General features: G+C 71.1%; 14 protein-coding genes. 5 read left to right on the forward strand and 9 right to left on the reverse strand.

From position 1 onward, the window contains the following. The first annotated feature begins 78 nt into the window (after nt 1–78). Both I2W78_RS12470 and I2W78_RS12475 read left to right on the forward strand, forming a co-directional pair. Nucleotides 79–1,521, forward strand: coding sequence for a zinc-dependent metalloprotease (locus I2W78_RS12470; RefSeq protein ID WP_196459522.1), 1,443 nt, complete (start codon nt 79–81; stop codon nt 1,519–1,521). Beyond that, complete coding sequence (locus tag I2W78_RS12475; protein WP_196459524.1) at nt 1,518–2,039, forward strand: NUDIX hydrolase; 522 nt, start codon at nt 1,518–1,520, stop codon at nt 2,037–2,039. Before I2W78_RS12470 ends, I2W78_RS12475 begins: the two co-directional genes overlap by 4 nt. Before the next feature lie 149 nt (nt 2,040–2,188). On the opposite strand, the gene I2W78_RS12480 is transcribed toward I2W78_RS12475, so the two are convergent. The 4 genes from I2W78_RS12480 to I2W78_RS12495 form a co-directional block, all read right to left on the reverse strand. Further along, entirely contained in the window at nt 2,189–2,944 is a 756-nt protein-coding gene (locus tag I2W78_RS12480) for an AIM24 family protein (RefSeq protein WP_196459526.1), read from the reverse strand. 18 nt (nt 2,945–2,962) lie between these two features. Beyond that, a complete protein-coding gene (locus tag I2W78_RS12485) occupies nt 2,963–3,643 on the reverse strand; it encodes an AIM24 family protein (RefSeq protein WP_196459527.1) in 681 nt (226 codons plus the stop codon). 14 nt (nt 3,644–3,657) lie between these two features. Continuing rightward, the gene (locus I2W78_RS12490; protein ID WP_196459529.1) at nt 3,658–5,433 is read right to left on the reverse strand and encodes a TerD family protein; all 1,776 of its coding nucleotides are present in this window, start codon (nt 5,431–5,433) and stop codon (nt 3,658–3,660) included. A gap of 140 nt (nt 5,434–5,573) precedes the next feature. Beyond that, nucleotides 5,574–6,170, reverse strand: coding sequence for a M48 metallopeptidase family protein (locus I2W78_RS12495; RefSeq protein WP_196459531.1), 597 nt, complete (start codon nt 6,168–6,170; stop codon nt 5,574–5,576). A 250-nt stretch (nt 6,171–6,420) separates the two neighbouring features. Here I2W78_RS12495 and I2W78_RS12500 point away from each other — a divergent pair, with 250 nt between their 5' ends. After that, a complete protein-coding gene (locus I2W78_RS12500) occupies nt 6,421–7,647 on the forward strand; it encodes a TOMM precursor leader peptide-binding protein (protein WP_196459533.1) in 1,227 nt (408 codons plus the stop codon). Beyond that, entirely contained in the window at nt 7,640–9,013 is a 1,374-nt protein-coding gene (locus I2W78_RS12505; protein WP_196459535.1) for an ABC1 kinase family protein, read from the forward strand. Before I2W78_RS12500 ends, I2W78_RS12505 begins: the two co-directional genes overlap by 8 nt. 4 nt (nt 9,014–9,017) lie before the next feature. Here I2W78_RS12505 and I2W78_RS12510 read toward each other — a convergent pair whose 3' ends face one another. The 5 genes from I2W78_RS12510 to I2W78_RS12530 form a co-directional block, all read right to left on the reverse strand. Beyond that, on the reverse strand, nt 9,018–9,227 hold the full coding sequence (locus tag I2W78_RS12510; protein WP_196459537.1) for a hypothetical protein: 210 nt from the start codon (nt 9,225–9,227) through the stop codon (nt 9,018–9,020). A gap of 135 nt (nt 9,228–9,362) precedes the next feature. Next, nucleotides 9,363–9,686, reverse strand: a complete 324-nt coding sequence (locus tag I2W78_RS12515) for a hypothetical protein (RefSeq protein ID WP_196459539.1) — start codon at nt 9,684–9,686, stop codon at nt 9,363–9,365. Continuing rightward, entirely contained in the window at nt 9,683–10,051 is a 369-nt protein-coding gene (locus tag I2W78_RS12520; protein ID WP_019072119.1) for a WhiB family transcriptional regulator, read from the reverse strand. Before I2W78_RS12520 ends, I2W78_RS12515 begins: the two co-directional genes overlap by 4 nt. Nucleotides 10,052–10,226: 175 nt before the next feature. Further along, on the reverse strand, nt 10,227–10,550 hold the full coding sequence (locus I2W78_RS12525) for a hypothetical protein (RefSeq protein ID WP_196459541.1): 324 nt from the start codon (nt 10,548–10,550) through the stop codon (nt 10,227–10,229). Nucleotides 10,551–10,714: 164 nt separating this feature from the next. Beyond that, nucleotides 10,715–12,928, reverse strand: a complete 2,214-nt coding sequence (locus I2W78_RS12530; RefSeq protein WP_196459543.1) for an ATP-dependent DNA helicase UvrD2 — start codon at nt 12,926–12,928, stop codon at nt 10,715–10,717. Between the two features lie 254 nt (nt 12,929–13,182). Between I2W78_RS12530 and I2W78_RS12535 the strand changes: the two genes are divergently transcribed. Then, nucleotides 13,183–13,440 carry a mycoredoxin gene (locus tag I2W78_RS12535; protein ID WP_196459544.1) on the forward strand — a complete coding sequence of 86 codons (258 nt, stop codon included), beginning with the start codon at nt 13,183–13,185 and terminating at the stop codon, nt 13,438–13,440. The last annotated feature ends 34 nt before the right edge of the window (nt 13,441–13,474 follow it).

A 13,474-nucleotide genomic window follows, 5' to 3' on the forward strand; every position in this document is an offset into this window, starting at 1 on the left:
GGGGTGTCTAGGCTGGGTGGTGTTGTCGGGCAGTCGTGCCGTCGGGAAGACCGGCGGCCTTAACAGCCGAGGAATCCCGTGAGTGACACCCCATTCGGATTCGGCCTTCCGCCGGAGGAGCCGGAAGACGGCGACGAGGGCAAGAAGAAGGACCAGCAGAGCGGTGGTGGTCAGGGACCGGCCAACCCGTTCGGATTCGGCGGGCTGCCCGGTGCCGGAGGCTTTGGTGGCCCCGGTGCGGACAATCCGCTCGCTGCCATGTTCGGTTCGCTGAACCCCACCGACCTGGGCGCCGCGTTCCAGCAGCTGGGCCAGATGCTCTCCTACGAGGGCGGCCCGGTGAACTGGGACATGGCCAAGCAGATCGCACGCCAGACGGTCTCCCAGGGCACGTCGGACGGCACGAAGGACGCGAGCGTCGGCCCCGCCGAGCGCACCGCGGTCCAGGAGGCCGTCCGCCTGGCCGACCTGTGGCTGGACGACGCGACGTCCCTGCCGTCCGGCGCCGCCTCCGCGGTGGCCTGGAGCCGCGCGGAGTGGGTCGAGGCGACCCTGCCCGCGTGGCAGGAGCTCGTCGACCCGGTCGCCGAGCGGGTCGGCGCCGCCATGGGTGACGTCCTGCCGGAGGAGATGCAGGCCATGGCCGGCCCGCTGATCGGCATGATGCGCTCGATGGGCGGCGCGATGTTCGGTACGCAGATCGGGCAGGCCGTGGGCGTGCTCGCGGGCGAGGTCGTCGGCTCCACCGACATCGGCCTGCCGCTCGGCCCGGCCGGCAAGGCCGCGCTGCTGCCGGTGAACATCGAGGCGTTCGGCAAGGACCTGGGCGTGCCCAAGGAGGAGGTGCGGCTGTATCTCGCCCTGCGCGAGGCCGCCCACCAGCGCCTCTTCGCGCACGTGCCGTGGCTGCGCTCGCACCTGTTCGGCGCGGTCGACGGGTACGCGCGCGGGATCAAGGTCGACACGGCCAAGCTGGAGGACGTGGTCGGCCAGTTCGACCCGCAGAACCCCGAGCAGCTGCAGGACGCGCTGCAGCAGGGCATGTTCCAGCCGGAGGACACGCCCGAGCAGAAGGCGGCCCTGGCCCGTCTGGAGACGGCTCTGGCGCTCGTCGAGGGCTGGGTGGACGCCGTCGTGCACGCGGCCGCCAAGCCCCGCCTGGCCTCCGCCGACGCGCTGCGCGAGACCCTGCGCCGCCGCCGGGCCACGGGTGGCCCTGCCGAGCAGACGTTCGCCACGCTGATCGGCCTGGAGCTGCGCCCGCGCCGGCTGCGCGACGCCTCGCGCCTGTGGGCGTCCCTCACGGACGCGCGCGGTGTCGACGGCCGGGACGCCCTGTGGGCCCACCCGGACATGCTGCCGACCGCGCACGACCTGGACGACCCGGACGGCTTCGTGCACCGCGAGCAGCTGGACTTCTCCGAGCTGGACAAGATGCTCGGCGAGGCGGCGGACGGCTCCGCCGGAAAGCCGAACCTGAAGAAGGACGAGGGCGACGACAAGGGCGACGACGCCGAGTGAGCCTGTACGACGACGCGGTCCTCGTGCTGAAGAGCTACGAGGGCCAGGAAGAGCTGCGCCAGGCCTATCTCGACCATCTCGCGACGCACCCGGGCGGCATGTGGAAGGCGTGCGAGGCCGGGCACATCACGGCCAGCGCACTGGTGATCGACCCGTCACGCGGGCGTGTGCTGCTCACGCTGCACAAGAAGCTGCGCATGTGGCTGCAGATGGGCGGCCACTGCGAGCCGACGGACGCCTCGCTCGCGGCGGCGGCCCTGCGCGAGGCGACGGAGGAGTCGGGCGTGACGGGGCTGACGCTGCTGCCGGGCGGCCCGGTGCGCCTGGACCGGCATCCGATCCCGCCGCCGTGCCACTGCCACTTCGACGTCCAGTACGCGGTCCTGGCGCCGCCGGACGCCGAGCACCTGGTCAGCGAGGAGTCCCTGGACGTGCGCTGGTTCCCCTACGACGAGGTGGCGGACGTGGCGGACGAGTCGGTCGTACGACTGCTGGAGGCGACGCGCGCGCGGCTGTAACCTCCGCCAGGTGAAAGGGGCGACCACCCTTGGGCGGTCGCCCCTTACCCGGACGGTCGATCGTGCCCCATAAGGGGCGCGGAGAACTGCGCGACCAGCCACGCACGGCCCGCAGCCCCCGAACCTCCTCGGCCCAACCAGCGGAGCGATCAGCTCCAGACGTTCCCCTGGTTCTGTCCCCGCGCCCCCTGCTGCCCCATGCCGTACTGCGCGGCGAGGCCCGAGCCGATCTGGGCGTTCTGCGGCGGCAGCAGCTCACTGGGCTGGACGAGGACGAAGCCGGTGCCCATGAAGCTGAGCTCCCAGCCCTCGCCGGTGTTGCCCCTGCGCCGCCACACCCCGGAGGAGTGCGTCTGGGCCTGCATCTGCACACGCAGCGCGGTGGACCAGGCGACGATCGCGTCGGCGTCGCAGTTGACGTATTTGTCGGGCGTCACGTGCATCATCAGCGGCATGCCCGAGGTCATCAGGGCGACCTTGCCGCGCCCGGTGATGTTGAGCTGGTACTTCCCGGAGCCGGAGATGCCATAGAGGCTGTCCACGGCGATGACCTCGTGGTGCAGCGAGGAGTCCATCGCCAGCACGTAGCTGCTGTCGACGGTCAGCCCCTCCTGGTCCACGTCCACCACGTGGACGTGCTGCTTGAGGTTGGCGAGGTAGACCGTGCCCTGCCCGTGGCAGCGCATCAGGTCCAGACCCTCGCCGGTGCGCGCACGCGCGCGTGCGGCGTTCCTGCCCTGGTACTCGGCGTCGAACTCGACGAGTCCCTGGTAGGCGACCATGGTGCCCTTGCGGGCCAGGATGTCGTCGTGGCCCTCCAGGGTGACGCGCAGCATCTGCTTGTTCTGCAGGCTCCAGCGTTCCTGGGTCTGCTGGTCGTTGTAGGCGAAAAGCGGACTCTGCATGGTGTGGTGCTCCCCCCCTCAGCCCCGGATCCGGAGACGGTCGGTGCTGTCCTCGCTGGGCTGGACGACGACGATGCCCTGGCCGGAGAAGGCCATCTGGTAGGCCTCGCCGCTGCCCCGGCCGATCAGTGACTGCGCCTTGAAGCTGCGCTTGCCCTTCACCTTGAGGTTCGGGGACCAGGCGACGAGCGCGTCCGGGTCGACGTACGTCTCGTCCTCGCCACCGCCGCAGTCGACGACGATCGGCTTGCCCCGGGAGGTCAGCGCGACCCAGCCCTGCCCGGAGATCCGGGTGTTCCACAGGCCCTGTCCGGCGAACTTCGCCAGCCCCTTGACCCGTTCGACGCCCCAGGTGAGGTGCGCGTCGAAGGCGAGCAGGTTGGTGGCGTTGACGGAGATGCCGTCGCCGTTGAGGTTGATCACTACGACGTTGGCGCCGTAGTCGGCGAGGTAGAGCAGCCCGTCGCCGGAGCACTTCATCAGGGGCGCGCCCTCGCCGGTCATCCAGTCCTTGGCGATCTGGCGCACGGCCGGCGGGTTGGGCTCGTACTGGATGAACCCTTCGTAGGCGACCATCGACCCCACGCGCGCGAGGAGGTCGTTCCCGGTCTGCATGGCGACCTTCAGCATGTGGTTGCCGTGGTTCTCCATGCGGGCGGCGACGGGTGCGGGGGCGTAGCCCGCGAGCGGCTGGTTCATGACGGGCTCTCCCTTTAGATCTCGTACGGCTGGACGACGATGAAGTTGCCCGGCGCGCCACGGAACTGGAGGTTGACGCTCTCCCCGGTGTCGCCGGGGTAGGCGTTGCGGCGCATCCGGACCTGGCTGGAGACAACCACCTGGGAGGCGGCCGACCAGGCGACCACGGCGTTGCAGTCGGCGAACGTCGTCGGCGTGACCGGCAGCACCACGGGCGTGCCGTGCGTCTTGACGACGATGGTGCCGGTGCCGGTGAACTGCATGGTGAACAGCGCGCCGCCGGGGATGCCGTGGCCCTCGATGCGGCGCACCTCGTACTGGAGGCTCTCGTCGAACGCGAGGACGTTCTCGGCGGAGACGCAGATGCCGTCGCCCTGGAGTTCGATGGGGTGCAGCATCGTGGAGTTCTCGGCGAGGAACACCTGTCCCTGGCCCGTGCAGCGCATCAGCTGCATCTCCTGGCCGGTCGCGTTGCCCACGATCCGTCCGGTGAAGCCGGCGCCCTTGTAGCTGAAGTCGACCTTGCCCTGGTAGAGCACCATGCTGCCCTGTCGGGCCAGCACGGGCTGACCGCCGATGCCGAGGTCCACGCGGACGAGCTTCTTGTTCTGCTGCGTCCAACGCTGCCCGGTGGGCGTCTCCTTGAACTGCTGGAGCGCACCGGCGACACCGGGAGCCTGGGGAGCGCCGCCCTGGGGCGCTGCCTGCGGAGCCCCATAGGGGGCCTGCTGGCCGTAGCCCGGAGGCGGGGTCGGCTGTCCGTAACCGGGCGGCGGGGTGGGTGTCTGCGGGGCGGGCGGCTGCGCGTAGCCCGGGGGCAGCGGGGCGCTCTGGCCCGGGGTGGCCTGGCCGTACGGGGGCTGCTGCTGGGGCGGCTGACCGTACGGCGGCTGGGGCTGGCCGCCGTAGGACGGCGCGGGTGCCGGGGTGGGCGGGGGTACGGGGGCGCCGCCGGGCGGGGTCATCGGCGCGACGACGGTGGGCGCGGTGTGCACCTGGGGCGCGGGCGCCGGAGCGGGAGCCGCGGGCGGGGTGGCGCCGGCGGGCGGCGCGAAGCCCTGCGCGGCGGGCTGCGGCGCGGTCGCAGGGGCAGGGGCAGGGGCTGGAGCAGGCGCGGGGGCTGGAGCAGGGGCCGGTGCCGGCGCGGGAGTCGGGGCCGGTCCGCTGGGGACGCCGAAGGCGGGCGGCGCGGCGGGCTGCGCGGGCGGGGCGAAGCCGGGAACGGCACCTGTCTGGGGCTGCGGCTCGGCCGGCGTCTCCTCTTCGAGCACCTCACCGCCGAAGTTCTTCAGCAGCGCGTCCAGGCCGCCGTCGAAACCCTGTCCGACCGCCGCGAACCGCCACACGTCCTTCAGGTAGAAGTCACCCAGCATCACGGCTCGTTCGGTGGAGAACTCCGAGCCGTGGAACGAGTACCGGGCCACCTCCTCGCCGCCCGCGACGATACGGATGTAGCCAGGGTTGATCTGCGACATCTGCCCGGCGCCGTCGAGGGTCGCCGTGAACGACAGCTTCTGGATCTGCGGCGGAATCTTGTCGAGCGTGACCCGGAAGGACTCCGTGTCGCCTGCCTGGGCACCCAGGAGCTGGATGGCCTCCTCGGGGGACTTCGGCTGGTTGAAGAAGACGAAGTACCGGTCGTCCGAGAGCCGTTCGTCGGCGTCCAGACCGAAGCAGCTGATGTCGAAGGTCAGTCCGGGGGCCGAGATCTGCACGCCTACGTACAGATCCGTGCCCGCGGTCAGGTCACTGATCCTGGCCTTGTGGCCGCGTTGGAATTCCCTGGCCATGCGTAACGACCGTCCCCCATCCCGAAGTGCGAGTGCGTCGCGCCAGGCTAACGGCAAACTCGGACACCGGACGGAGTCGGTACAGACCCGGTACACAACCTCTTTCTCAGCCATGCCCGAAGCACATGCGGTGAGGCGAATCACTCCCCGCGCGCGGTGGGCAGATGCGGCAACCGCTCGGCGGCGACCACCCCTTCGAGGTAGCCCCGGGCCCGTTCGGTGCGCGGATACGCCTCCAGCAGCCGCCAGAAGCGGGGTCCGTGCCCGGGCACCAGCAGATGCGCCAGTTCGTGGAGGAGCACGTAGTCGACGACGTACTCGGGCATGCCCTGCAGCCGGTGCGACAGGCGGATGCTGCCCTCGGACGGGGTGCACGAGCCCCAGCGCGTGTTCTGGTTGGTGACCCAGCGCACCGACGTGGGCCGCGCGCGGCCGTCGAAGTACTGGGTGGACAGCCGCTCGGCGCGCTCGGCCAGTTCGGCGTCGCCCAGCCGCCGCTTGCTCTCCTGGGCGGCCAGTTTGTCGAGCATGACGGTCACCCAGCGCTGCTCCTCGGCCTCGGACATCCGGGCGGGGATGAGCACAACGGTGCGATCGCCCTCGCGGTACGCGGAGACCGTCCGACGTCGACGGGCACTTCGGCGCACCTCGATCACGCTCGCCTTCGAACCGCTCGGCGGCGGGCTCGTCGTGCGGCGCTGCGGCTTTCCGGCGCGGTGCAGTGGGTCGGCGGACACGCCCCGACGTTACCCGCTGCACACGGGGGAAGTCCCGACTCCGGGACGGTTCGATTCCGATCCCCCACCATGCGTTTGATTTATACGACAAACATCCCCCGCCTGTGGATAACTTTCGGCGCCGCGCCGCCGGGCCGGGCATGCTGGCACTCGTCGGCGAAGACACGGCCGGACCAGCCCGGCCGACTCCGCCGACGAATAGGGACATTTGGTTACTTTCCTGAACTTTTCTTGGCTACGGGGGCCTGTCATGCATCCGATGGTGAAGCCGGCGCTGCGACGCGGCTGGCGCGACCTCAACACCGTGCAGTTCGGCATGACGCCGGCGCACGCGATGACGCTGGGTCCGATGGACACCGCGACCGGCAGCTTCCTGGAACTGCTCAACGGCACGCGCGGGCTGCCGCTCCTACGCGCGGAGGGCCGCCGGATGGACCTGCCCGACGGCCACGTCGACGAACTGATCCGGCGCCTGGCCCGGTCCGGGCTCCTCGACGACGCCAAGGGCTGGGGACCGGCCGCGGACGCGCTGCGCGGCAAGCAGGCCGTCCTCGACCGGCTCCGGCCGGACCTGGCCACGCTGTCCCTGACCACCGCCGAACCGGGCGACGCGATCAGGCGCCTCGCCGCCCGCCGCTCCCTGCGGGTGCAGGTCCGGGGCGCCGGCCGCGTGGGCGCCACGGTGGCCGCGCTGCTGTCGGGCGCGGGCATCGGTGAGGTGGACGTGCGCGACGGCGGCCGTGTCGAACCCTGGGACGTGGCGCCGGGTGGGCTGCCCGCCGAATCCATCGGCGAGCGTCGCGACGAGGCCGCCCGCCGGGTCGTCCGCGGGGCCGCCCCGGACCGCCCGCCCCGCCGCGACCACCGCACACCGACGGAACCGGCCGAACCGGGTTTCTCCCTGGTGATCCTCGCCCCACGCGACGACGTCGCCGTGCACGCCCCCGCCCCGGACACCGCCGAACCTCTGATCGCCTCCGGCACGCCCCACCTGTACGCCGGGGTCGTCGAGGGCACCGGCATGGTCGGCCCCTTCGTCCTGCCGGGCGAGACGGGCTGCGCCCGCTGCCTGCACGAGGGCCGCACCGACCGGGACCCGACTTGGCCCCGCCTGGTCGCGCAGTGGCGCTCGGGCCGGCAGCGCCATGTCCGTCCGTGCGACGTGACCTTGGCCACCACCGTCGCCGGCCTGACGGCCGCGCACGCCCTCGCCTTCCTCGACGGCCGCCGTCCCACCAGCGTGGGAGCCCGCTGGGAGATCTCCGTCCCGGCCCTCCAGTGGCACGCGCGACCGGTCTGGGCGCATCCGGAATGCCCGTGCGGAGCTGCGGAGAAGCGTACGGAGCAAGCCAAGGGGGAACGCGCGTCGGAGGACGGGGAGGCACACGAGACAATGGCGGTGGAACGGTCGTCAACGCAGGTACGCCGTCGGGCAGGCGCGGCGCGGCCGGCTGGGACTTGGAGGGCGCATGTCTGATCTTCCCCGCAAGGCGGTCACCCGGACCGCCAAGCTCGCCGCGTTGCCGCTCGGCTTCGCCGGGCGGGCGACCTGGGGCCTGGGCAAGCGGATCGTCGGCGAGTCCGCGGAGCTGGTCGGCCGCGAACTGCAGCAGCGCACCGCGGAGCAGCTCTTCAAGGTGCTCGGCGAGCTCAAGGGTGGCGCGATGAAGTTCGGGCAGGCTCTGTCCGTCTTCGAGTCGGCGCTGCCCGAGGAGATCGCCGGGCCCTACCGGGCGGCCCTGACCAAGCTCCAGGACGCGGCGCCGCCGATGCCGACGCGCACGGTGCACGCGGTGCTCGCGGAGCGGCTCGGCGAGGACTGGCGGGAGCTGTTCCTGGAGTTCGAGGACAAGCCGTCCGCGGCGGCCTCGATCGGCCAGGTGCACCGCGGGGTGTGGTACGACGGCCGCGAGGTCGCGATCAAGGTGCAGTACCCCGGAGCCGGCGAGGCCCTACTGTCCGACCTCAACCAACTGAGCCGTTTCTCGCGGCTGTTGGGTCCGCTGATCCCCGGCATGGACATCAAGCCGCTGATCACGGAGCTGAGGGACCGCGTCTCGGAGGAGCTGGACTACGGGCTGGAGGCGCAGGCCCAGCAGGCGCACGCGGAGGAGTTCGCCGACGACCCGGACGTCGTGGTCCCCGCCGTGGTCCACCAGTGCGACCAGGTCCTGATCACCGAGTGGATCGAAGGCATCCCGCTGTCGGAGATCATCTCGGACGGCACCCAGGAGCAGCGCGACCGGGCCGGCCAGCTCCTCGCCCGTTTCCTCTTCTCCGGCCCCGCCCGCACAGGCCTGCTGCACGCCGACCCGCACCCCGGCAACTTCCGCCTCCTGCCCGGCGGCCCGGCCGGCGAGGACGACTGGCGTTTGGGTGTCCTGGACTTCGGCACGGTCGACCGGCTCCCGGGCGGCCTGCCGACCACCATCGGCGACTCCCTGCGCATGACGCTGGACGGCGAAGCACAGGCCGTCTACGACCTGCTCTGCGCCGAGGGCTTCGTCAAGGAGTCCATCGAACTCGACCCCGACGCGGTCCTCGACTATCTCCTGCCGATCATCGAACCGGCCCATGTCGACGAGTTCACCTTCACCCGCGGCTGGATGCGCAGCCAGGCGGCCCGCGTAGCCGACATCCGCTCCCCCGCATACCAGCTCGGCAAGCAGCTCAACCTGCCGCCGGCGTACCTGCTGATACACCGAGTGACCCTCAGCACGATCGGCGTCCTGTGCCAACTGAACGCCACGGTCCGCCTGCGCGAGGAACTGGAGGAGTGGCTGCCGGGGTTCGTTCCGGAGGAGGCCCTGGACGAGGGGGACTCGGCGGCGGTCGAGGCGTGAGGCCTCACCACCACGTCGAGTCCAGTCGCCCCTCGATGGCCCGCAAGTTCTCGCGGGAGCAGGCCTCGCAGAAGTAGCGGCGCTTGCCGTTCTCCACGGAGCAGGTCCAGGTCGGCTGGGGAGCGCGGGCCTGGGTGCCGCAGCGGGCGCAGACGATGGGATGGGGTTCCGGGGCGGAGCCGCCCTTGTCGCTGCCTCCGGGAAGACTCGTCACCCGGCGACGATATCTCCGTGGCCGGCGGATCGGCGGGCACAACGCACCGCGGGGGCCGGTCCGTTCGGTCGGACCGGCCCCCGCGGGAAGCACCTGCCCCCTCGGCTTGGGAGGCCACCGCTTCAGGTGTGTTGGTTACTGCATGACGGCCATGGCCAGCGCCCGCCGGGCGCGCAGCGAGGCGCGCTCGGCCCGGCGCTGCATCCGGCGGGCAGCCACCAGGCGCATCGCCTGGCGCTCCTGCTCGGCCTCCTGCAGCCGGTCGTGCATATGCGCACGAGCCAGGGCTTCTGGGATGAGTTGCATCTCTCGGGTCCTGTTCTGACGCGAGTCGTTCGCGCCGGTGGTGGTGACGTCTGGGGTCGCGGAGCCGGTGGGCTCGTTGGCGGACGGCTTCATCGGGGCCTGCTTCTGGGGGTCGTGCGTGAGGGGGCGGTCGATCGTTCCTGCGGTGTTCATGCCGTGACCGGGTTCTTGCGCGGGCGGCCACGCGGCCGCTTCCGGGCGACGACGACACCCTGGACGAACAGCTCGCCACCCCAGACGCCCCAGGGCTCACGCCGCTCCTTGGCGCCGGCGAGGCAGGCCTCGATCAGCGGGCAGGTGCGGCAGAGGGACTTGGCGTACTCGACGTCCGCCGGCGACTCGGCGAAGAAGACCTCCGGGTCGTAGGAACGGCAGGGGACGGGTACGCCGAGGTTCTCGATGGCGTCGTCGAGCGCGGTGAGCGCGGTGAGCGGGGTCAAGGTGGAGTCCTCCGTGAGGCCGGGCGGGGGGATCGTTTCGGAAGGCGGTACGGACGGGGCGTGCGCTTCGAGTTGCACGGTGTCGTCTTCCTCGTCTGGTCGTTCCGGTCCGGTTGGACCGGGTGGCGGCTGGTACCGGGTTCTTTTCTTGTCCCGAGGCCCCTTCGCTCCGTCGTCCCGTTCGGGACAAACAGAAGGGCCGCGGATCCCGGATGGGGTTCCGCGGCCCTGAAGGCGCCGGCCTGACTGCCGATCAGGCTGGATCACTCCAGGGTTCTGGCCCACGGAAGGCCCACATCAGGTGGTGCTGCGTCGTCTGCTTCCGGAATCCGGCACCGGTCGCCGTAAAGGCATAGGCCTTGGCCTGTGCCAGTACTGCTGCTTCCAGTGCCTTGGTCGGTCGCTCATCGCGCTCGCGGACGGGAAGACCCGCGAGGGACAGGGAGGACGCCGGACGGACGGCAGGAATGCCGGACAGACCGGTGCCCTGGTTGGAGGCGCCGAGCATGCACATGGAGACGAGCGAGCGATCGGTCATTTTGACGATGCTGATGGTGCTGTTCTTGATGCTGATCACTGGACTCGCCTCCTCTCGGCGTCTCGGGGGACTGGGGTGAGCCAGTCCGACGGGTATGCAAGTAGAACACGGAATCAGGGCCTCAGGAAGGCCGCTGTCCCCGTGCGTAAGAACCTATGGGGATTGCTGGGGCATGCGCAAACTATTTTTTCGACGAGTTCGTATCAGTCCCCGTCTTCATCTCCACCGGGCTCTTGGCCTGCGCAGATGGCCAGAACATCGGCTCCGTAGCGGTTGAGCTTGCGCATCCCGACGCCAGGGATGCGTGCCAGTTCGCCCTCGTCGTCGGGGGCGGTCTCGGCGATCGCCATGAGGGTCTTGTCGGTGAAGACACAGAAGGCGGGCTGACCGCTGCGCCGGGCCTGGACCGCACGCCAGTCCCGCAACCGCTCGTACAGCCCCTCGTCCATGTCGGAGGGACAGTCCTCACAGCGCATCAGCTTCATCTCACCGGCGTCGGTGAGCGTGCGTCCGCAGACTCGGCAGCGGGCGGGGGCGCGCTGCGTCCTTCTCGGCTCGGCCGCACCGCGTGTGCCGTTCGCTCCGCTGGAGTAGTGGCCGCGCTCGATGCCGCCCGCTGCCCCCGCGCCGGCGCGGCCCGCGGCTGCGGCGGAGCCGGGGCGTAGTCCGTCGAGGAAGCGGCTGGGGCGGCGGCTCGGGCGACCGCCGGGTGAGCGGGCGAGTGCCCAGGAGACGTGAAGGTGCGAGCGGGCGCGGGTGACGCCGACGTAGAGGAGGCGGCGTTCCTCCTCGATCTGTTCGTCGGTCTTCGCGTAGGTGATCGGCATCATGCCCTCGGCGACACCGACCAGGAAGGCGACGTCCCATTCCAGGCCCTTGGCCGAATGCAGGGAGGCGAGGGTGACGCCCTGCACGGTCGGGGCGTGCTGGGCGCCCGCGCGTTCGTCGAGTTCCGCGACGAGGTCGGCGAGGGTGGCGCCGGGCCGTGCGGCGGCGAAGTCCTGCGCGAGGTTGACGAGCGCGGCCAGGGACTCCCAGCGTTCTCTGACCGCGCCGGAGCCGGCCGGGGGCGTTGTCGTCCAGCCCTCCCCGGACAGCACGGCCCGGACCTGGGAGGGCAGGTCGACGGCCTCGTCGAGGAGGGAGTCGTTGCCGCCGAAGCGGGCCGCGCCGCGCAGGGCGATGCCCGCCTTGCGCACCTCGGGCCGGTCGAAGAACCGCTCGGCGCCGCGCAGCTGGTAGGGGATCCCGGCGTCGGCGAGCGCCTGCTCGTAGGTCTCGGACTGGCCGTTGGTACGGAACAGGACGGCGATCTCGCTGGCCGGGACTCCGGAATCGAGGAGCTCGCGGATGCGGCGGGCGGCGCCCTCGGCCTCGGCGGGTTCGTCGGCGTACTCGGTGTAGACGGGCTCGGGGCCTGCGGGGCGTTGGGAGACCAGTTCCAGCCGATGGTCGGCGGCGCGGCCGCGGGCCTGGGCGAGCAGTCCGTTGGCGAGGTGGACGACCTGGGGCGTTGAGCGGTAGTCGCGGACCAGCTTGACGACGGTGGCGCCGGGGTGGCGGGTGCGGAAGTCGAGGAGATAGTCGGGGGTTGCTCCTGTGAACGAGTAGATCGTCTGGCTGGCGTCGCCCACCACGCACAGGTTGTCCCGCTCGCCGAGCCACAGTTCCAGCAGGCGCTGCTGGAGGGGGCTGACGTCCTGGTACTCGTCGACCACGAAGTGCTGGTACTGGGCACGCACCTGGTCGGTGATGTCGTGCCGGTCCTGGAGGATGGCGACGGTCAGCAGCAGGACGTCCTCGAAGTCGATGACCGCCCGGTCCCGCTTGAGGTCCTCGTAGGCGGCGTAGATCTGGGCGATCTCGGCGGGGTCGCGAGGGGCGTCCCGGCCGGCCTTCGCGGCTGCGAGCGCATAGTCGGACGGGACGGTCTGGGTGACCTTGGACCACTCGATCTCGCCGGTGACGTCCCGCAGCTCGCCGCGGTCGAGGCGGATACGGCAGGCGGCGGCCGCGTCGGCGACGAGCTGGACCTTGCGGTCGACCAGCCGGGGCATCGAACCACCGACGGCTTTCGGCCAGAAGTACTGGAGCTGGCGCAGGGCCGCCGAGTGGAACGTACGGGCCTGGACCCCGGCGGCGCCGAGCTGGCGGAGGCGGCCGCGCATCTCGCCGGCGGCCCGGTTGGTGAAGGTGACGGCGAGCACGCTGGAGGGCGGCAGGATCCCGGCGCGCACCCCGTAGGCGATCCGGTGGGTGATCGCCCGGGTCTTGCCGGTGCCGGCGCCCGCCAGCACGCACACCGGTCCGTGCAGCGCTGTGGCGACCTCGCGCTGCTCGGGGTCGAGCCCTTCGAGCACCGCGTCGGCCGAGTCCGGTACCTGCGGGAAGAGGGTGGAGTGCGTTGCTGCTGTCACACGGCCATGCTGCCAGGTCGCCGGAGACGGGTGAGCCGGTTATCCACAGGCGGGGCCCTGCAGTCGTACTAATACGGCAGGGGTCATGTCTCAATGCGGCAGGGATCACGGCCTCGGGCGCAGGAGTCACGGCAGCGCAGCCGGCAGGAGTCACGGCAGCGCATCACCGTATACCCCCCTCGGGAATGGCGCGGACATCCCGTATGTTCCCTCACTGCGACCACTTCCCGACCCGCCGAAGGAGCGCGAGACACATGCCGGGCACTGTGACGATGTACAGCACCACGTGGTGCGGCTACTGCCGCCGGCTGAAGAGCCAGCTGGACCGCGAGGGCATCGCGTACAACGAGATCAACATCGAGCAGGACCCGGACTCCGCCGCGTTCGTGGAGAAGGCGAACGGCGGGAACCAGACGGTGCCGACCGTTCGTATCGTGCCCGTCGCCGGTGGCAACGAGGTCGTCATGACCAACCCGAGCCTGGCCCAGGTGAAGCAGGCCCTGAGCGCCTGATCCTGCCGACGGCCCTCGCTGGAGTCTCCGGCGA

The organism is Streptomyces spinoverrucosus (assembly GCF_015712165.1).
GTDB lineage: Bacteria > Actinomycetota > Actinomycetes > Streptomycetales > Streptomycetaceae > Streptomyces > Streptomyces spinoverrucosus_A.

Bases quoted from the DNA above. Each gene is read 5' to 3' on its own strand.
- I2W78_RS12500 (WP_196459533.1), top strand. From the start codon at position 6,421: ATGCATCCGATGGTGAAGCCGGCGCTGCGACGCGGCTGGCGCGACCTC.
- I2W78_RS12515 (WP_196459539.1), bottom strand. From the start codon at position 9,686: ATGAACACCGCAGGAACGATCGACCGCCCCCTCACGCACGACCCCCAG.
- I2W78_RS12490 (WP_196459529.1), bottom strand. From the start codon at position 5,433: ATGGCCAGGGAATTCCAACGCGGCCACAAGGCCAGGATCAGTGACCTG.
- I2W78_RS12535 (WP_196459544.1), top strand. From the start codon at position 13,183: ATGCCGGGCACTGTGACGATGTACAGCACCACGTGGTGCGGCTACTGC.
- I2W78_RS12480 (WP_196459526.1), bottom strand. From the start codon at position 2,944: ATGCAGAGTCCGCTTTTCGCCTACAACGACCAGCAGACCCAGGAACGC.
- I2W78_RS12505 (WP_196459535.1), top strand. From the start codon at position 7,640: ATGTCTGATCTTCCCCGCAAGGCGGTCACCCGGACCGCCAAGCTCGCC.
- I2W78_RS12485 (WP_196459527.1), bottom strand. From the start codon at position 3,643: ATGAACCAGCCGCTCGCGGGCTACGCCCCCGCACCCGTCGCCGCCCGC.